Source organism: Mesorhizobium sp. CNPSo 4671 (genome assembly GCF_057784245.1).
In genome coordinates this window covers 309,436-329,708 of sequence record NZ_JBWLUW010000011.1, presented here as the reverse complement: position 1 = coordinate 329,708, position 20,273 = coordinate 309,436, and the positions used below count along the sequence as shown (strand labels likewise).

The 20,273-nt window shown below is 64.4% G+C and carries 13 protein-coding genes; 6 read left to right on the top strand and 7 right to left on the bottom strand.

The genetic code is table 11. The features are described from left to right. Nucleotides 1–69: 69 nt before the first annotated feature. The 6 genes from AC04SF_RS28110 (at nt 70) to AC04SF_RS28085 (ending at nt 10,766) form a co-directional block, all read left to right on the top strand. A complete protein-coding gene (locus AC04SF_RS28110; RefSeq protein ID WP_488480413.1) occupies nt 70–1,488 on the top strand; it encodes an efflux RND transporter periplasmic adaptor subunit in 1,419 nt (472 codons plus the stop codon). Beyond that, complete coding sequence (locus AC04SF_RS28105; protein WP_488480412.1) at nt 1,485–4,619, top strand: MdtB/MuxB family multidrug efflux RND transporter permease subunit; 3,135 nt, start codon at nt 1,485–1,487, stop codon at nt 4,617–4,619. The genes AC04SF_RS28110 and AC04SF_RS28105 overlap by 4 nt, the downstream gene beginning before the upstream one ends. Further along, on the top strand, nt 4,616–7,900 hold the full coding sequence (locus AC04SF_RS28100; protein WP_488480411.1) for an efflux RND transporter permease subunit: 3,285 nt from the start codon (nt 4,616–4,618) through the stop codon (nt 7,898–7,900). The genes AC04SF_RS28105 and AC04SF_RS28100 overlap by 4 nt, the downstream gene beginning before the upstream one ends. Before the next feature lie 22 nt (nt 7,901–7,922). Next, nucleotides 7,923–8,297, top strand: coding sequence for a hypothetical protein (locus AC04SF_RS28095; RefSeq protein ID WP_488480410.1), 375 nt, complete (start codon nt 7,923–7,925; stop codon nt 8,295–8,297). A gap of 500 nt (nt 8,298–8,797) precedes the next feature. Continuing rightward, on the top strand, nt 8,798–9,712 hold the full coding sequence (locus tag AC04SF_RS28090) for a hypothetical protein (protein WP_488480409.1): 915 nt from the start codon (nt 8,798–8,800) through the stop codon (nt 9,710–9,712). 187 nt (nt 9,713–9,899) lie between these two features. Beyond that, nucleotides 9,900–10,766, top strand: a complete 867-nt coding sequence (locus AC04SF_RS28085; protein ID WP_488480408.1) for a hypothetical protein — start codon at nt 9,900–9,902, stop codon at nt 10,764–10,766. Between the two features lie 402 nt (nt 10,767–11,168). Here AC04SF_RS28085 and amaB read toward each other — a convergent pair whose 3' ends face one another. The 7 genes from amaB to AC04SF_RS28050 all read right to left on the bottom strand — a co-directional run bounded on the left by amaB (nt 11,169) and on the right by AC04SF_RS28050 (nt 20,269). Next, nucleotides 11,169–12,683: an L-piperidine-6-carboxylate dehydrogenase gene (amaB, locus tag AC04SF_RS28080; protein WP_488480407.1), complete on the bottom strand. Its 1,515-nt coding sequence runs from the start codon at nt 12,681–12,683 to the stop codon at nt 11,169–11,171. Between the two features lie 181 nt (nt 12,684–12,864). Next, nucleotides 12,865–14,139 carry an RNA polymerase sigma factor gene (locus AC04SF_RS28075; protein WP_096449758.1) on the bottom strand — a complete coding sequence of 425 codons (1,275 nt, stop codon included), beginning with the start codon at nt 14,137–14,139 and terminating at the stop codon, nt 12,865–12,867. Continuing rightward, nucleotides 14,136–14,510 carry a YciI family protein gene (locus AC04SF_RS28070; RefSeq protein WP_095199302.1) on the bottom strand — a complete coding sequence of 125 codons (375 nt, stop codon included), beginning with the start codon at nt 14,508–14,510 and terminating at the stop codon, nt 14,136–14,138. The genes AC04SF_RS28075 and AC04SF_RS28070 overlap by 4 nt, the downstream gene beginning before the upstream one ends. A 98-nt stretch (nt 14,511–14,608) precedes the next feature. Further along, nucleotides 14,609–15,700, bottom strand: a complete 1,092-nt coding sequence (locus tag AC04SF_RS28065) for a DNA topoisomerase IB (protein WP_488480406.1) — start codon at nt 15,698–15,700, stop codon at nt 14,609–14,611. 102 nt (nt 15,701–15,802) lie between these two features. After that, the gene (locus AC04SF_RS28060; RefSeq protein WP_488480405.1) at nt 15,803–16,741 is read right to left on the bottom strand and encodes a glycosyltransferase family 2 protein; all 939 of its coding nucleotides are present in this window, start codon (nt 16,739–16,741) and stop codon (nt 15,803–15,805) included. Nucleotides 16,742–16,842: 101 nt separating this feature from the next. Further along, nucleotides 16,843–17,727 (bottom strand): transglutaminase family protein, encoded by an 885-nt coding sequence (locus AC04SF_RS28055; protein WP_488480404.1) that lies wholly within the window; start codon nt 17,725–17,727, stop codon nt 16,843–16,845. A gap of 130 nt (nt 17,728–17,857) precedes the next feature. Beyond that, complete coding sequence (locus tag AC04SF_RS28050) at nt 17,858–20,269, bottom strand: circularly permuted type 2 ATP-grasp protein (RefSeq protein WP_488480403.1); 2,412 nt, start codon at nt 20,267–20,269, stop codon at nt 17,858–17,860. Between the last annotated feature and the right edge of the window lie 4 nt (nt 20,270–20,273).

The following is a 20,273-nucleotide window of genomic DNA, read 5'->3' as shown; positions in this document are numbered from 1 at the left end:
CTGTCCAACTGTTAATTCGACTTGGGGTCGTTTCGGCCATATTGGTCGATGGGGGTGAGAGATGCCGCCATGGATCAGCAATTGGAAATGCCCCTGCAGGCGATCGTCGCGCCACGCCGTTCGCGTGGCTGGATTCCGTGGCTGATCTTCATTGCCGTTGTCGCCGCAACCGGCGCCTACCTCTATCAGCGTCCGCATGTCGAGGCCAGGCAGCCCGGCGGTAGACGCGGCGCGCAGCCGACGACGATCGGCGCCGCCGCCATCGAAAAGGGTACGATAGACGTCACCCTCAATGCGCTTGGCACGGTGACCTCGCTCTCCACCGTCACCGTCAAGTCGCAGGTTACCGGCCCGCTCATCCAGGTCAATTTCAAGGAGGGCCAGGACGTCAAGAAGGGCGACCTGCTGGCCGAGATCGATCCCCGCCCCTTCCAGGCCGCGCTCGCCCAGGCCCAGGGCCAGCTGGTGCGCGATCAGGCCATGCTGAAGGATGCTGGGCTCGACCTCGTCCGCGACCAGAAGCTGGTGGCCCAGGGGACGGCGACACCGCAGACCCTCGACGCGCAGGTCGCACTGGTCGCGCAGGACCAGGGCTCCGTCCAGGTCGACCAGGCGATGATACAGACCGCCACGCTCAATCTCGACTATTGCCGCATCCTCTCTCCGGTCGACGGACGCGCCGGCCTGCGCCAGATCGACGAGGGCAACTACGTGACCCCTGGCGATGCCAACGGCATCGTCATCATCACGCAAGTCCAGCCGATCAGCGTGCTGTTCACCGTGCCCGAGGATGAGTTGCCCGCGATCGCGCAACGCATGCAGCAGGGCGCCACGCTGCCCACCACGGCCTTCGACCGCGCCGGAGCCAAGAAGCTCGCCGACGGCCAGCTCGAGACCTTCGACAGCCAGATCGACCCGAGCACCGGCACCATCAAGCTGCGGGCGGGTTTCGCCAATGAGGCGCGCGTCCTCTATCCGAACCAGTTCGTCAACGTCACGCTTCTCGTCGACGAGCACAAGGACGTGGCGATCGCCCCGATCGCCGCGATCCAGCGCGGCCTGCCCGGCACCTTCGTCTATCTGGTCAATCCCGACAGCACGGTCGCCGTGCGCAAGGTCACGCTTGGCGTTGCCAATGGCGAACGCGTCGAGATCCTCGCCGGCCTGAACCCCGGCGACCGCGTCGTCGTCGACGGCGCCGACAAGCTCCGCGACGGCGCCCATATCAACCTTCAGCAGGACGGCCAGGCACCGGCACAGCCTCGGGCGACGGCGCCAACCCCGGCGGCGGGCCAGACGCCGGCGCAGACATCAGCCCAGACCTCGCCACAGGCAGCAGCCCCATCGGATGGACAGACTTCGGACGGACAGACGCCGAATGGGCAGACGCCAAATGCGGAAACGTCAGACGGACAGGCGCCGGATGGCACGGCCCGCAAGCATCAGGGCCACAAGCACCGTCACGCGGAGTCCGGGCAGCAGCAATGAGCCCGTCGCGCGCCTTCATCCTGCGGCCGGTGGCGACGTCGCTGTTCATGGTCGCCATCGTGCTGTCCGGCCTGCTGGCCTACCGCTATCTGCCCGTCTCGGCCCTGCCCGAGGTCGACTATCCCACCATCCAGGTGCAGACCTTCTATCCCGGCGCCAGCCCTGACGTCATGACGTCCTCGGTCACGGCGCCGCTGGAGGTCCAGCTCGGCCAGATCGCCAACCTCAACCAGATGAACTCCGTCAGTTCGGCCGGCTCCTCGGTCATCACGCTGCAGTTCAGCCTGGCGATCTCGCTCGATGTCGCCGAGCAGGAGGTGCAGGCCGCCATCAACGCCGCCGGCAATCTTTTGCCGGCCGACCTGCCGGCGCCGCCGATCTACGCCAAGGTCAATCCGGCCGACGCCCCGGTGCTGACGCTCGGCCTAACCTCGGCGACCATGCCACTGCGCGACGTGCAGCAGCTTGCGGACACCAGGCTGGCGCAGAAGATCTCGCAGTTGCCGGGCGTCGGCCTGGTCAGCCTCAGCGGCGGCCAGCGGCCTGCCGTGCGGGTCCAGGCCGATCCGCGCAAGCTCGCCGCCTATGGCCTCAATCTCGACGATCTGCGCACCACTTTGGGCAGCGCCAACGTCAACACGCCGAAGGGCAATCTCGACGGACCGTCGCGCGCCTACACCATCAACGCCAACGACCAGCTGAAGAGCGCCGAAGAATACCGCTCGCTGATCGTCGCCTACAAGAACGGCGCCCCGGTGCGGCTGAGCGATGTGGCCGATGTGGTCGACGCCACCGAGAACAATCGGCTGGCCGCCTGGATGAACAGCACGCCGGCGATCATCCTCAACATCCAGCGCCAGCCCGGCGCCAACGTCATCGACGTGGTCGACCGCATCAAGGCGCTGCTGCCGCAGCTCCAGGCCTCGCTGCCGAACGCCGTCGACGTCAAGGTTCTGACCGACCGCACCACGACCATCCGCGCCTCCGTGCGCGACGTCGAATACGAGCTGACCCTGTCGATCATCCTCGTCGTGCTGGTCATTTTCGTCTTCCTGCGCAGCGCGCGCGCCACGCTGATCCCGAGCCTGTCGGTGCCCCTGTCGCTGGTCGGCACGCTGGGCGTCATGTACCTGTTCGGCTTCAGCCTCGACAACCTGTCGCTGATGGCGCTGACCATTGCCACCGGCTTCGTCGTCGACGACGCCATTGTCGTCATCGAGAACGTCGCCCGCTATGTCGAGGAGGGCGCGACGCCGCTGCAGGCGGCGCTGAAAGGCTCGCAGCAGATCGGCTTCACCATCATCTCGCTCACCGTGTCGCTGATCGCGGTGCTGATCCCGCTTCTGTTCATGGGCGATGTCGTCGGCAGGCTGTTCCGCGAATTCTCCATCACGCTTGCCACCACCATCCTGATCTCCGCCGTGGTGTCGCTGACGCTGGTGCCGATGGCCTGCGCCAAGTTGCTGAAACCCTTGTCGGCGGTGCGCGAGAACGCCCTGCAGCGCGCCAGCCGCGACTTCTTCGACTGGGTGATCCGCGGCTATGGCCGGGCACTGACCTGGGTGCTCGACCGGCAGACGCTGATGCTCGTGGTGGCGGCGGCGACCTTGGTGCTGACGGCGGTCCTCTATGTGGTCATTCCCAAGGGTTTCTTCCCGGTGCAGGACACTGGCGTCATCCAGGCCATATCAGAGGCGCCGCAGTCGATTTCCTATGCCGCCATGGCGGACCGCCAGCAGCAGCTGGCCGCCATCATCCTTAGGGATCCCGATGTCGACAGCCTTTCGTCCTTCATCGGCGTCGACGGCACCAACACCACGATGAATGTCGGCCGCATCCTGATCAACCTCAAGCCGCATGAGAAACGTACCGCTGATATCACGCACGTCATCGTCCGCCTGAAACAGGAAGCCGCTTCGATGGCCGATGTGACGCTCTACATGCAGCCGGTGCAGGACCTGACCATCGACGGCCAGGTTAGCCGCACCCAGTATCAATTCGTGCTCCAGGACGCCAATGCCGACGAGCTGGGAGAATGGACGCCGAAACTGCTCGCCAGGCTGAACGCGTTGCCGCAGCTCGCCGATGTAGCCAGCGACCTGTCGAACAGCGGCCTTGCCGTCTTTGTCGACATCGACCGCGACCAGGCCGCCCGTTTCGGCATCACGCCGGCGACCGTCGACAACGCGCTCTACGACGCTTTCGGCCAGCGCATGGTCTCGACCATCTACACCACATCAAGCCAGTCCCGCGTCATTCTCGAGGCCGCTCCGTCCGAACAGAATTCGCTAAAGGCGCTCTCCTCCGTCTACCTGCCCTCGTCGACGGGTGGCGCCCCGGTGCCGCTGTCGGTGGTGGCGACCACCCATGTCGCCACCACGCCGCTGCAGATCACCCATATGGGGCAATTCCCCGCCACCACCGTGTCGTTCAACCTGGCGCCAGGCGCGTCGCTTGGCGAGGCGGTCACCGCGATCGAGCAGGCGCAGGCCGACATCGGCATGCCGCTCAGCATCATCACCAGTTTCCAGGGCGCGGCGCGCGCCTTCCAGGCTTCGCTCGACAACACGCTGTTCCTGATCCTGGCGGCGGTGGTGACGGTCTATATCGTGCTCGGCGTGCTCTATGAGAGCTTCATCCACCCGATCACCATCCTGTCGACGCTGCCTTCGGCCGGCATCGGCGCGCTGCTGGCGCTGATGATCGCCGGGCAGGACCTGACCATCATCTCAATTATCGGCATCATCCTCCTGATCGGCGTGGTCAAGAAGAACGCCATCATGATGATCGACTTCGCGCTCGACGCGCAGCGCCATGAAGGCAAGACGCCGCGCGAGGCGATCCACCAGGCCTGCCTGCTGCGCTTCCGCCCGATCCTGATGACGACGCTGGCGGCGATGCTCGGCGCCTTGCCGCTGATGCTCGGCACCGGCGTCGGCTCGGAACTGCGCCATCCCCTGGGCGTCTCCATCGTCGGCGGCCTGCTGCTCAGCCAGTTGCTGACGCTGTTCACCACGCCGGTGATCTATCTCTGGTTCGACCGCCTCGCCGCCCGTCTGCGCGGCATCGAGCCCAACCTTGCCCGTGCCCCCAATCTTCCCCGCGCCCCTGGCGCGGACGCCAGGCCATGAACCTGTCGGTTCCCTTCATCCGGCGGCCGGTGGCGACGACGCTGCTGACCTTCGGTCTGCTGGCGGCCGGGCTGGTGGCGTTTCCGCAATTACCGGTAGCGCCGCTGCCGGCGGTCGACTACCCCGTCATCTCGGTATCGGCCTCGCTGCCGGGCGCCAGCCCCCAGGTGGTGGCGAACACCGTTGCCAGCCCGCTCGAGCGGCATCTCGGCGAGATCGCCGATGTCAACGAAATGACCTCGTCGAGCAGCGTCGGCAGCACCCGCATCACCTTGCAGTTCGGGCTGGACCGCGACATTGACGGCGCCGCGCGTGACGTCCAGGCGGCGATCAACGCCGCGCGCGCCGACCTGCCATCCAGCCTGCGCTCCAACCCGACCTATCGCAAGGTCAATCCCGCCGACGCCCCGATCCTCATCCTGTCGATGACATCGGACACTTTGTCCAAGGGCCAGCTCTTCGATGCTGCCAGCACCGTGCTGGCGCAAAAGCTCTCGCAGGTCGACGGCATTGGCGAGGTGTCGGTTGGCGGCAGCTCGCTGCCGGCGGTGCGCGTCGAACTCAACCCGCAGGTGCTCTATGATTACGGCATCGGGCTGGAGGATGTGCGCGCCGCACTCGCCTCGGCCAACGCCCACAGCCCCAAGGGCGCCATCGATGTCGGCGACCAGCGCTACCAGATCTACGCCAACGACCAGGCCAACCAGGCGGACGCCTACCGCTCGCTGATCGTCGCCTACCGCAACGGCGCGCCGGTCCGGCTTTCCGATGTCGGCCAGGTCAATGATTCCGTCGAGAACATCCGCAATGCCGGTCTCGCCAATGGCAAGCCGGGCGTGCTGATCATCCTCAACCGCTCGCCCAACGCCAACATCATCGCGACGGTGGACCGGGTGAAGGCGCTGCTGCCGACGCTGCGCGCCTCGATCTCGCCGGCCATCGACCTGTCGCTGGCGGTCGACCGCTCGACCACAATCCGCGCCTCGCTGAGCGAGGTCGCGCAAACGCTGATGATCGCCATCGGCCTGGTGATCCTCGTCGTCTTCGCCTTCCTGCGCGACGTGCGCTCGGCGCTGGTGCCGATCGTGGCCGTGCCCGTATCCCTGGTCGGCACGCTGGGCGCCATGTACCTGATGGGCTTCAGCATCGACAATCTGTCGCTGATGGCGATGACGGTGGCCACCGGCTTCGTCGTTGACGACGCCATCGTCGTGCTCGAAAATATCGCCCGCCACACCGCTTCCGGCATGGGCCGCATAGAGGCGGCGATCAAGGGCTCCCAGGAGGTCGGGTTCACCGTGCTGTCGATGAGCCTGTCGCTGATCGCCGTCTTCATCCCGATCCTGCTGATGGGCGGCATCGTCGGACGGCTGTTCCGCGAATTCGCCATCACGCTGTCGGCGGCGATCCTGGTCTCGCTCGTCATCTCGCTGACCACCACGCCGATGATGTGCTCGATCCTGCTTCGCTCCGAGGGACAGCGTGAACACGGCCGGCTCTACCGCTTCAGCGAGCGCATCTTCGAGGGCATGCTGGGTTTCTACCGCCGATCGCTGTCCTGGGCACTGGCCAATCCGCTGCTGATCATGGCGGTGCTGGCGGCAACGCTCTGCCTCAATGGCTACCTCTATGTCACCATCCCAAAAGGCTTCTTCCCGCAGCAGGACACGGGACGGCTGACCGGCTCGATCCAGGCCGACCAGGCAACCTCCTTCCAGTCGATGTCGCAGAAGCTCACCCAGTTCGCCGGCATCGTCAGCAAGGATCCGGCCGTCGATGCCGCTGTCGCCTTCACCGGCGGCGGCCAGACCAATTCCGGTTCCATGTTCGTGTCGCTGAAACCGCTTGCCGAGCGCAAGATCTCCGCCGACCAGGTCATCGCCAGGCTGCGGCCCAAACTGGCTGTGGTGCCGGGTGCCACGCTCTTCCTGCAGGCAGTGCAGGATATACGCGTCGGCGGGCGGCAATCGAATGCGCAGTACCAGTACACCCTGCAAGGCGACAGTTTCGACGATCTGGCGGAGTGGGCGCCGAAACTGGCGGCTGCGCTGCAAACCGAACCCAGGCTCACCGACGTCAACTCCGACCAGCAGAACAAGGGCCTGGAAGCCGACGTCACCATCGACCGCGATACGGCGACACGCCTCGGCATATCAGCCAGTGAGATCGACAACACGCTCTACGACGCCTTCGGCCAGCGCCAGGTGTCCACCATCTATGTCCAGCGCAACCAGTACCACGTGATCATGGAGGTGGCGCCGCAATACTCGCAAAACCCCGATGCGTTGAAAAAAGTCTATGTCAGCACATCGGGCGGATCGGTTGGTGGATCGCAGTCGAGCAATGCGGTGGCCGGCACGTTCGCTGTATCAGGCAAGTCCACCAGCGCCCAATCGGTCGCCGCCGACGCCGCGCGCAACCAGGCCAACAATTCTATCACCAGCACCGGCAGGACGGCAGCCTCGACCGGTTCGGCGGTCAGCACCGGAGCCGAGACCATGGTGCCGCTGTCGGCCGTCGCGCATTACGGTCCCGGCAGCACGCCGCTTTCGGTCAACCACCAGGGCCTGTTCGTCGCCACGACACTGTCGTTCAACCTGGCGCCGGGCGTCGCGCTCAGCGAAGGTGTCGCGGCGATCAACGCGGCCGCCGACCGGATCGGCATGCCGACCACGATCCATGGCAGTTTCCAGGGCACGGCGCGCGTCTTCCAGGACTCGCTCTCCGACCAGCCGCTGCTGATCCTTGCCGCGCTGATTGCCGTCTATGTCGTGCTCGGCATTCTCTACGAAAGCTACGCCCATCCGCTGACCATTCTGTCGACCTTGCCGTCGGCCGGCGTCGGCGCCTTGCTGGCACTGACCCTGGTCAACATCGAATTCTCAATCATGGCGCTGATCGGCATCATCCTGCTGATCGGCATCGTCAAGAAGAACGCGATCATGATGATCGACTTCGCGCTGGCCGCGGAGCGCAACGAGGGCAGATCGGCGCATGACGCCATCTACCAGGCATGCCTGCTGCGCTTCCGCCCGATCATGATGACGACCATGGCGGCGCTGTTCGGCGCCGTGCCGCTGGCGATCGGCCTTGGCGAAGGCGCGGAACTGCGCCAGCCGCTCGGCATCGCCATCGTCGGCGGGCTGATCCTGAGCCAGATCCTGACCCTCTACACGACGCCGGTCATCTACATCTACGTCGACCGTTTCGGTCGCTGGTGCCGGCAGTTGCGTTCACGGGCACGGTACCCCTGGCAGCCAAGCGTGCAAGCTGGAGAGTGAGCCGGCTCTCCGCCGATCAGCCATGCGCAGATTCACACCGAAGATCATAGCAATCGCATCGCTTCTGGCGGCGGTACCGTTATCGAGTGCCTACGCGGTGCATCGCCACAGGGTCGAACCGGGCGGCATGTCCGTCGAGGCAAGGGCGGTCCTGGACCAGTTGCAGGGCGTCAAGCAGGGAATCGTCGAGGCCATGTATGCGAAGGCGATCACCTCTGAGCAAGAGCACGATCTGATGATGCAGGCTGACAGCATCCATCGCTCGGCCACGGGTGGCGGCGCATATCGGAGCTTGCTCGGCCAGATCGAGAAGCTGGATCAGCAACTGCAAACCGATTCAGGCGGCGGCACCTACATCGGCGACGGCGCCGATGGCGGTTATTACCCGAACGGCTGACGCGGGCTGATCATGATCGCACGGCGCCTCGGACAGATTCCCGGGGCGCCGTTTTTCCATCGAGCCTTGCGAACGAGCAAGGCAGGAGCCTGCCGGACCGAGCCGATTGCGCGGGTGGAAGCGGTTTCGGCCATGCCTTGGCCGAAGGCCAAGCCGCCAAGCCGCCAAGCCGAAGATCCTCGACCAGCGTGCGCGTTGCCATCCACCGGCTGGCCGGTGAAGAAGGCCGTCACCGGCCCGCCAGCACCAGTGCATAGCTTGAAAGCCCCTGTACTGGCGGCTTGCGATGAAGCCCGCACCGACATAGGTGATATCGTTCGAGTTTGCCGCGTTGGAAGATCAATCCAACGGGCGCTCGTTCGACTGACTGTGATTGGGAGGATTTTTCCAAGCCATGGCAATCAGTTAGCAGACGTGAACCTGTCGCCGTGGATCCGTATCTCGGCTGGCCCTGTTCTTCGTAATTGGTACGTCTGGACACAAGTGTTGAAGGCTGGAAAATGGGGAACGCAAATTCGCGATGCGAGTTGATTCAAGAGATCGGGAGAGCCGCGCTGAAACTGGAAAACATAGCGGCCCATCCGGCCTTGCACCGCTACGTTCAGGAACAGTCACAGTCCCTGATCCGCATCTATGAGGAAACCCCGCGACTGGCTTCCATCTTTGCCACGCAGCAGCGCTGGCTGATGGCCCATGTCGGTCTTGCCATGCACTTCCGGCGCGATCCGAACGACCGCCGCAAGGAACTGACAGTCTCGCGTTTCATCGAGGTCGTGCACAAGAACGCGGTGGCCAGCCGCAACACCGCCGACGCTTTCATCAAGGAAATGCTGCACTACCACATCGCCGAGTATGTGGCGGGCGGCGACGGCCGCACGCATCCCCTGCAACCGACGGCGGCCACAATCGAGAGATTCACCGGCTGGGTAATCGCCCATCTGCGCACGCTTGACCATGTCGATGGCGGCGACCGGCTGGCCAGGTACCTCGACCGGCCCGATATGCTTGCCACGCTGCAGCCGCTGATCGCTGACGGCCTGCTTGCCTCCAAGCCGGTGCGCGAACCCAACCAGACCTTTTCCCTGTTCATCTGGCTCAACAATGGCGGCATCGTCATGGATTGGCTGATGTCCGGCATCGATCCCGACCATGCCGGCCTGGAGCGGATTCCGACCAGTGTGGTTTCGATCGGCGACTTCGCCAAATGGCTCAAACTGTCGCGGACCCATCTCGGCCGCAAACTGCGCACCGCCGAGGAACTCGGCAGCATTGGCTGGCTCGGCCAGCGTGGCCATTCGGTGATGTGGGTGTCACACGGCTTCTATGAGGAATACATGACCGTCCAGGCCGCCAAGCTGGCCGTCGTCGACAGCGCGTTCGAAGCCTGTTTTCCGCCATCGCAAGGCGGTGGCTGAGCAGCGCCGCGCACAAGGGCAAATTTCGGGGAAGATCGTGAAGCGGATTTCCGTCTGGAATTAAGTCGAAACACCCACTGTACACATTCACTCACTATTGACGGCCGGCGTCTGGACACGAACTGCGAAGGCTGAAAATGTGGTTTTCGCGTCTTCGCGACAAGGGGCTTATCGCAGGCGGGGGAGAATGGCGCTCACATTGGAAGAAATTGCCGCTCATCGGGCATTGCATCGCTATGTTCGCGTCCAGGCGCAGGCGATGAACCAGACCTATGAGACGAACCCGCGGCTTTCCTCGGTGTTCGCCACGCAGCAACGCTGGCTGATGGCCCATATCGGCCTTGCCCTGTATTTCAGGCGCGAGCCTGACGACTATCGCAAGGAACTGACAGCGGCGCGTTTCATCGACGTGATCCGGCAGCATGCCGTGGCCAGCCGCAACACCGCCGACGCCTTCATCAAGGAAATGCTGCACTACGGTTTCATCGAGTATGCGCCGGCGACACAAGACGGCCGCATCCGCCCCCTGCAGCCGTCGGTGGCCTCGCTGGAGCCGGTGACCCTCTGGCTGATGGCGCATCTGCACACGCTGGACAGTCTCGACGGTGCGAACCGCCTGGCCCTTTTCCTGACCCGGCCGGACGCACTCGCCATGGTGCAGCCACGGATTGCCGATGGCCTGCTCTCGTCCAATCCGGTGCGCGAGCCCAAGCAGACCTTTTCCCTGTTCACCTGGCTCAACAATGGCGGCGTCGTCATGGACTGGCTGATAGCGGGCGTCGATCCGGATCATGCCGGCCTGGATCGAATCCCGACGGGTATCGTGTCGATCGGTGATTTCGCCAGATGGCTGAAACTGTCTCGAACCCATCTGGCGCGCAAGCTGCGCGATGCCGAGGACCTCGGTAGCATCGGTTGGCTCGGCCAACGCGGCAATTCGGTGATGTGGATGTCGCCCGATTTCTACCAGGAATACATGACCGCTCAGGCCGTGAAACTGGCCATTATGGATGCCGCCTTCACCGAAGCCTTTGCTTCGACGACAGACCACTGACCGGTGCGGCATCCCCCGTGTGGGGGATGCACGAATCCGCGACGGCCGCTAGCTTCAGTTGTCGCCATGCGCGGCACTACGATTGGAGAGGGACCTGCATGAAAAAGCGTTACGAAAAGCCGACGCTGGACAAGCGTCAGAAGCTGTCCAGCATTACGGCGCTCTGCACGCCGTCGACCTGCGCGACTTGATCGTCGAGGCGCCTCCGCCTCCCCGCGAGGGTTAGGCGTTGGCGCGACATACATACCGGAGAGGACCCACATGAAGAGACGTTACGAGAAGCCGACGCTGGACAAGCATCAGAAATTGTCCAGCGTTACTGCGGCCTGTACGCCCTCCACCTGTGTCGATTGACGCTCGACGAGCCTGATCGACACTGACCGGAGGCAGACCTCGGCGTTCTCACTCGATGTCGAACGAGACGCCCTGGGCAAGCGGCAGCGCCTTCGAATAATTCACCGTGTTGGTGGCGCGCCGCATATAGGCCTTCCACGCATCGGAGCCGCTCTCACGGCCGCCGCCGGTTTCTTTTTCGCCGCCGAAAGCACCGCCGATCTCGGCTCCCGACGTGCCGATATTGACGTTGGCGATGCCGCAGTCCGAACCGTCGACGCCAAGGAACCGCTCGGATTCCTGCAGATCGCGGGTGAAGATCGACGAAGAAAGGCCCGCGCCGACCGCATTGTGCTCGTCGAGCACGGCGTCGAAATCCGAATATTTCATCACATAGAGGATCGGTGCGAAGGTCTCTTCCGTCACCGGCGAGACCTGTTTCGGCATCTCGACCAAGGCCGGATGCACATAATAGGCATCCGGGTGGCCGTTCTCGACCCGCGTGCCGCCGGTCACCTTGCCGCCATGGGCGGTGGCTTCCTTCAGTGCCTTCTGCATGGCGTCGAACGCCGCCTTGTCGATCAGCGGCCCGACCAGCGACGACGTCTCCAGCGGATTGCCGACCGACACGCTCTGATAGGCCTTCTTCAGCCGCGGCACCAAGGCATCGTACACGCTCTCATGCACGAACAGGCGCCGCAGCGTCGTGCAGCGCTGGCCGGCCGTGCCCATGGCGCCGAAGGCGATGGCGCGCAGCGCCATGTCGAGATCCGCGGTCGGGCAGACGATGCCGGCATTGTTGCCGCCGAGCTCCAGCACGGCGCGGGCAAAACGCTTGGCCAGGCGCGGGCCGACATCCCGGCCCATGCGGGTCGAGCCGGTGGCCGAGACCAGCGGCACCTTGGGGTGGTCGACCAGGATTTCGCCGACGGCACGGTCGCCGATCAGCACCGGCGCCAGGCCCTGCGGTGCGTCGGCGCCGAAACGCTTCACGGCCCGCTTGAAGATCGCCTCGCAGGCAAGTGCGGTCAGCGGCGTCTTCTCCGATGGCTTCCACACCACCGCGTCACCGCAGACCAGCGCCAGTGCGGCATTCCACGACCACACCGCGACCGGGAAGTTGAAGGCCGAAATGACGCCGACGACGCCGAGCGGATGCCAGGTTTCCATCATGCGATGACCCGGACGCTCGGTGGCGATGGTCAGACCGTACAATTGCCGGGACAGGCCGACGGCGAAATCGCAGATGTCGATCATCTCTTGCACTTCGCCAAGGCCCTCGGATGGGATCTTGCCGACCTCGATCGACACCAGCCGGCCAAGCTCGGCCTTGTGCGCACGCAATTCCTCGCCGAGCAGCCGCACCAGTTCGCCGCGCTTCGGGCCCGGCACCAGCCGCCAGGACTGGAAGGCCTTGTACGCGGCATCGATGGTCTTGGCCGCATCGGCCGGCGAGATCGTCTTCAGTGCGGCAACCTCTTCGCCCGTCACCGGGCTGCGCACGATCAGGTCGCCGCCAACCAACGTGTCCTTGGCCACACCCAGTTTCGCCAGAAGCTCGGCCGTTTCCTTTGCTATGGTCATTTTTATCCCTTTCAGATCCCGTAATAGGGCGTCGGGTCAAAGCCTCGCGCCATGTCGCCCGCGTGCCGAAAGGCACTTCTGGCGCAGTCATGGCGTGGCCTTACTCGTTTCAGGAGAAAATCGCCACCCCGACATGGTCCAAGGCCGGGCGACACGATTGAGCCAGACAGGCGGATGCTGCTCAGTTGGCCTTTTTCGCCGGCGCGCGCACGGCGCCGTCTTTCATCAGCCGGTCGATATGCATGCGGATATGGGCCGCTTCCGCTGCCGTGTTGGCAAGCGCGATGGCGCGGTCGAAGGCGACCCGCGCCTCCTCACCCCGGTCGAGCTGCATCAGCAGCCCGCCCTTGAGGCCGAAGAAGTGGAAATAGCCGGAAAGCCTGTCTTCCAGCGGCTCGACCATGGCAAGCGCGGCTTCCGGGCCGCGCACCTTGGAGACCGCCACCGCGCGATTGAGCGTGATGACAGGCGACGGCTGCATCTGTTCGAGCAGGCCATAGAGCAGGTCGATCTCCACCCAGTCGGTGTCCTCGGCCTTCTCTGCCCGCGCATGCAGCGCGGCAATTGCCGCCTGCACCTGGTATGGACCAGGTTTGCGATGGCGCAATGCCTTGTCGACCAGCGCCAGCCCTTCGTCGATCATCTTGCGGGTCCACAGGCTGCGATCCTGGTCCTCAAGCAAGACGATCTCACCGTTCTCGTCGAAGCGGGCGGGGGCGCGTGCATGCTGCAGCAAAAGCAGCGCCGTCAGCCCCATGATCTCCGGCTCGGTCTGGAACAGACGCAGCAACAGCCGGGCGAGCCGGATCGCCTCTTCGCACAGCGGCGCGCGGGCCGGCGCCTCGCCGCTGTTGGTCGAATAGCCTTCGTTGAAGATCAGGTAGACCATGGCCGCGACAGCCGCGAGCCGTTCCGAGCGCTCGACAGCGCCCGGCGTCTCGAACGGCACGCCGGCGTCGGCAATCCGCGCCTTGGCGCGGGTGATGCGCTGCTCCATGGCGCTCTCGCCGACCAGGAAGGCCCGGGCGATCTGCTTGACGGTGAGACCGGAGACGATGCGCAGCGCGACCGCGATCTGCTGCGTTGCCGGCAGATCGGGGTGACAGCAGATGAACAGCAGCCGCAAAATGTCGTCGCGATAATGCGCCCCGTCCAGCCGCTCGGCAATATCGCTCTCGGCATCTTCCAGATCGGAAATCTGGTCCTCTTCCGGCATCGGCGCCTGCTTGGCGCGCTTGCGCACCGCATCGATGCCGCTGTTGCGGCCGACGAAGATCAGCCAGGCCGCCGGATCGCGCGGCGGCCCGTTCTGCGGCCAGTTCTTCAACGCCCTGAGACAGGCATCCTGGAAAGCTTCCTCCGCCGTATCGAGATCGCGGAAATAGCGCAGCAGCGCGCCCATCGCCTGCGGGCGGGCAGAACTGATCGCCGAGCTGATCCAGGCAAGTTCGGTCATACGGCCACCTTGGTGGGATTGAACACCGAGACTGGCCGGATCTCATAGGAGCCGCCGCTCGGGTTGACCTCGGAGAGCTCGCGGGCGAATTCGACGGCCTCGTCGAGATCGGCGCATTCCAGCGTATAAAAACCGAGGAACTGCTCCTTGGTCTCGGCGAATGGCCCGTCGATGACCACCGATTCGCCCTTGACCTTCCGCAGCGTCGTCGCTGCCGTCGTTGGCAAAAGCCGGGCCACCGGACCAAGCCGGCCGGCCTTGGCGTACTTATCCTGAACGTTGAGGAGATTGGCCATAACCTCGTCATCCTGTGCCTTGCTCCACGAGCTGACGACGTCTTCGGAGGCATAACAGAGGATGGCGTAGAGCATGGTTCGTCCTTTTCTGTATCAAAGGACGAAACAGTAAGACTGATCCCGACACGGCGTCGATAAAAAAATCTGACATGGCGACCGCCAATTGTTGCGTGTCACCCTTCGTGCGTTTTCAACCATCTCAACACGAGCGCTTCCTCGTCATCGAGACCTTCTATGGACCGCTTGCGCTTGTTGGCCTCCGTCATTTCGGTCAGCAACCGTCCCTGCGACCAGGCCTCGAAAACCTGCGGATGGATATAGCATTTGCGGCAGACCGCACGGGTGTTGCCCAGCCGCTCGGCCACTCTGTCGATGACACTGTTCATTATCCGCTTTTGCTGTGACTGGCTTTCGGGCAGGTCCGTTTGCGCAAAAAGTGACGCGGCGTGGATGGTGCCGCCCCAGGTGCGGAAATGCTTGGAGCTGAACGCATCGCCGGCGGCGTCCCTGATATAGCGGTTGACGTCGTCGGAGCGGACCGGGCGCCTGTTGCCGTCCTCGTCGAGATACTGGAACAGCTTCTGGCCCGGCAGATCCTGCGCGCCCCGCACGATCCCGGCGATGCGGCGGTCGACCAGCTTCAATTTCCATTCCTTGCCGGACTTGCCCTTGAAGGCAAAACGCAGGCTCGACCCCTTGATGTCGACATGGCGGTCGCGCAATGTCGTCAGGCCGAAGCTCTTATTGTCGCGCGCATAGGCGGCGTTGCCGACGCGGATCATCGTGTTGTCGAGCAGCCAGACGACCGCGGCGACGACACGCTCAAACGGCAGGCCGTGGCGGCGCAAATCACTGTCTATCGTGCGCCGCAGGTCGGCCAAGCTTTCAGCAAAAGCAACGAGGCTCGAATATTTGGCGCCGTCGCGCTCCTCGGCCCATTGTGGATGATAGCGATATTGCTTGCGCCCCCGCTGATCCCTTCCGGTCGCCTGTATATGCCCATTGGCATCGGGCGAAATCCAGACATCCGTCCAGGCCGGCGGAATGACGATCGCCTCGATACGCGCCCTGGCGGCATCCGAGACCGCCTTCCCGTCCGGGCCCGTGTAAGAAAATCCTTTGCCGGTCCTCAGCCGGCGGATACCGGGCTCGGCATCGCTGACATAGGTGAGTGCGGCATCCCTGGCCGAGCTTTGCGCCCCGTTCTTCGGCGCAGCGTCCCCGTCGGTTGACCGGCCGTGCGGCAATCCGGATCTCTGCAGCATGCAAGCTCCACGCAAATATGCGTAGATAAGCTATTGGCCGACTGCTGGTTCCACACACCGTCTGAAAAGCGGGCGATCCCGAAGGTGTTGGCGGCTGGCAGGTTACAGCGCGCCCTGCATTTGGTTCAGTGGAGCCGACAGCCGGCGTCGCACCGCGAGCTTGAGCCTGTAACGCAGGCAGCGCCAGGCCTCCGACCGCCGCTTCGGCGCGGCCGCGGCCACCGCCAGGAAGCGCGCGGCCATGGCCAGGCCGCCGCGCGCATAGTGGACGCGGGCGATCTTGAGGGCGACAAGCCCCTCCCTGGTCTTGAGCGCCGAGACCGGGATGTTGCAATCGGTGAGCGTGCGCAGTTCCCGGCGCCAATCAAGGAAGCGCCGCACCGGGTTGATCGTAAAACGATCGTCGGAGCGCATCGGCGAGACGTCGTAGACCATCACAGGCTGCTCGATCATGGCCAGCGACGCCGTGCTCATCAGCCGCGCCCAAAACAATGTGTCCTCGTCATAGGCCAGCCCGACCGGAAACCGCGTTTGGCCGATGAGGTGTCGCGAAGCAAGCACACTGCCCACTGCGACGGAGCGAATGTCGCCTTTCACATAGGCCGCAGCGTTTGCCAGGCAGCCGGCCTGATATCCGTTCGGCACCTTGATCTGGCGGTCCTGGCCATTCACCCGACGCCGGTAAGCGCCAACGATCATGTCGGCTTTTGGCTGGCGATCTGCCTGCTGGAGCAACGCGCGCAAGCCGCTCTCAAGATGCAGGTCGTCGGCGTCGATGAGGTACACCCAGGGGTACAGCACCTGCGCCAGCGCAATGTTGCGCGCGCCACCGGCATCGCGACAATTGGCCGGCAGCACACGCAGCGGCAGAGACAATTTCGCCGCAGCCTGCAGCGCGGCGGCAGCCGTACCGTCTATCGAGGCATCATCGACGAGCAGAATCTCGCCGATAATCCCGGCCTCGCTGGCGAGGGACGCCAGCGTTGTAGCGATGGTTTTCGCCGCATTGTGGGCAGGGATGACGACGCTGACCGCTTTCAAGACCAAACCCCGCGCCCACCTGCCACTTCACCATTTGAGAAGTCATCTTTGTTCATGCCGAATGATACCAGTGCACCACCTGGCGTGGACAGGTCCCGTTTTCACACCCTTTCGAGCGCGACGGGAATGACGTCGACAGCCTGTTCGCCGACCTGTCCGCCAGTGGTTTTCAGCACGCCGACGATCGGCGCGACATCGGAATAGTCACGGCCGTAGCCGACAGTGATGTGGTCGTTGCTGGCCCGCATGCCGTTGGTCGGATCGAATTCCTGCCAGCCGGCGTCACGCCCGCACCAGACCTTGACCCAGGCATGCATGGCATCAGCGCCTTCCAGTCGGGGCTTGCCCTTGGGCGGGATGGTGCGCAGGAAGCCGCTGACATAGCCGGCCGGAATGCCGAGCCCGCGCAGCCCGGCAATCATGATGTGCGAGAAGTCCTGGCAGACACCGCGCTTCAGTTTGAACGCATCGCTGGCCCGGGTCCGCACTGTGGTTGCGTCACCGTCATAGGTGAAATCGCGATGAATACGGTTGCATAGGTTCATTGCCGTGCCGGCGGCCGAGCCGGCGATGCTGTCTCGTGCGTAGGTGGTGATCGCCGCATCGATGCCGGAGTGAGCGCTTCCCGCCAGAAAGTGGTGCGGCGAGGCAGACGCCAACGACCGCACCGCAGCCAGTTCCTGCCGCAGCCGCCCGATATCGGGCGAGACGTCGAGCCCGGGCTCCGGCCGTGACACGGAAACGCGGGCGCTCATCCTTATGTCGAGCGCATCATGCGCGTCGCGAAAGGCGATCGAGGTGACGTTGTTGCCGAAGAAATCGGAGAAGTCCGACCGTTCATTGGGCGCCGGCGCGAAGGACAGGGATGCGGCGATAACCCGCTGCACGCCTGATATCGTCGACGGCAGCACGCGGATCTGGTGGCGGCCGCCGCCCGCCGCCGCTGCATAATCGTAATGGAGATGAAGCCTGATGTCGTAAAGCATAGACTACTTTTCTTGTTTTGCCGCAGGCTCTTGTCGCAAAACCGCGCGACACTTTTGCGGAACCTGCCTAACTCTTTGTTTTGACGCAATTCCGGACGGAAAACCGTTTCACACTTTTCCTGGAGTTGCTCTAGCCGAAATAGGCCTTGGCGAGGCTGTTGTAGAGGCCTCCGATTTCAAAAGCGAGTTCGTCCAGCGCCTTTGCCGTCATGTCCGAAGGCTCCTTGATGGCGATGGCCGTGTTGAGCTGCAGGATCTCCTTAGCTGCCGGCGACATGTGCCCCTCGCCCCCGACCGACGGCAAAAGGCCGATCTCGGCCTTCAGCCTTTCCAACTGGAACAGGATCGAGCGCGGATTGAGCGGATCGAGCGCCAGGAGATCGATCACCGTGCGCCGGCCGGCCTGCACCGGATATTGCCGGCGATGGGTCATGACGCTGTCGCCGATCTCCAGCATCATGTCGAGCGCGCCGTCCGGCGCCTTGGGACTGGTCAGCCGGGCGAGCGTACGGGCTATCTGGATGCCGCGCTCCAGCCGCCGGCCGATTTCGAGGAAGCGCCAGCCGGCGAAGCGGTACATGTTCTCGTGCAGCAGGCCAGAAAAGCCGGCGAGTTTGCGCAGGATCACCGTCATTGCCCGTGTCGCGTCATCCCCCGGCGCCACCGTCGTGGCGAACTGGTGGATGGTCTTCGACAGGTCCTTCAGCGCCAGCCAACCATCGGGCGAGAAGCGGTCGCGGATCTGGCCGGCGCTGTAGACGGCACTGTCGAGCGTGCCTATCAGCCCCAGCGGGATCGCCGTCTCGACATCGATGCCGAACGGTTCGAGATAGTCCCTGATGTCGGCGAGCAACGGCATGTCGGGGTCAGAGGTCTCGGCCAGCCGCACATGATAGGCGCGCAGGATACGCACCGTGTCTTCCGAACGCTCGATATAGCGGCCGAGCCAGGTCAGGTTTTCCGCCGCGCGGCTGGGCAGGCTGCCCGGCCTGGTGCGCGTAAAACTGTCACCCTCTTGCGGCAGCAGCGTCTCGCGCTCCACCGGCTTGTCGCTGACCACCCAGACGTCCGCCGCCTGGCCGCCGCGCTGCATGGCGATCGCCGTCGGGTCGAGCGACAGGCCGACGCGGGCGAAGCCGCCCGGCATCACCGTCCAGCCCTCGGGCGTGCGCGCCAGGTAGACGCGCAGGCTCGCTGGCCGTGGCTCCAGCCAGCCGCCGACAAAGACCGGTGTCGTTGACAGCGTCACCGCTTCCTGGCCGACAAAGGCGCCGCCATCGCGTTCGATGCGTGCCACCAGTTCCGCCCGTTCTCCGGCCGACAGCGCCGAGCCGAGCGTGGTCTGGCCATCATCCTCGAAGGCAAGTCTCGTCGAAAGCGCCGGGCCGACCACCATGCGGTCGATATTGGCAAGCACATGGGCGCGTTCGGTCGCTTGCCCGCACCACCATGTCGCGACACTCGGCAGCAGCAGCTCCTCGCCGCGCAATTCGCGCGCGATCTTGGGCAGGAAAGCAAGCAGCGCCCGCGTTTCCATCAGGCCCGAGCCCAGCGCATTGACGGTCGCCACCGCCCCCTGGCGGATCGCCTCGACCAGCCCCGGCGTGCCGATCTGCGAATCCGAGCGCAATTCGAGCGGATCGGCGAAGGCGGCGTCGAGCCGCCGCCAGAGCACGCTGATCGGCATCAGGCCGGAAACCGTGCGCACCATCAGCCTGCCGCCGGAAACGGTCAGGTCCTCCCCTTCGAGCAGCATGATGCCGAGATAGCGGGCGATGTAGGCGTGTTCGTAATAGGTTTCGTTGAGCGGCCCCGGCGTCAATATGGCGACGCGGCCTTCGCTTTCCCTGGCCATGCCGATCAGCGCATCGCGGAAGCGACGGAAGAAGCCGGCAAGGCGGTGCACATGCATCTCGCCATAGATATCGGAGAGCGCGCGCGTCGTGGCGACGCGGTTCTCGAGCGCAAAGCCGGCGCCGGACGGCGCCTGTGTGCGGTCGCCCAACACCCACCACTGCCCGTCAGGCCCGCGGCCGAGCTCGAAGGCACAGAAATGCAGGTAATGGCCGCCGGCCGGCGTGGTGCCCACGACAGGCCGCAAATATTCGGGGCTGGCCGCGATCAACCCCGCCGGCAGGATGCCTTTTTCGATCAGCCGGTTCGGGCCATAGATATCGGCGATGGTTTCCTCGAACAGCTCGGCCCGCTGCACCAGCCCGGCGCTGATCGCTGCCCATTCGGCGTCTTCGATGAGCAGCGGTACATGCGCCAGCGGCCATTCGCGCTCATTGGCGCCGGCCTTGTCGTAGACCCGGTAGTAGACGCCGGCATCGCGCAGATACTGGTCGGCGCGGGCAAAACGCTGGCCGAGCTTCTCGGCACCGAGATCGTCGAGTGCCTCGATAAAATGCTTCCAGACCGGACGGGGGTTGCCTGCGGCGTCGACCATCTCGTCGACGACGCCGTCGATCGGCTGGTAGTGTTCCAGCAGGCTGTGGGTTTGCGGCTTACCGCGTACCCTCTTGTGATTCCCCTTTGCCATCGCT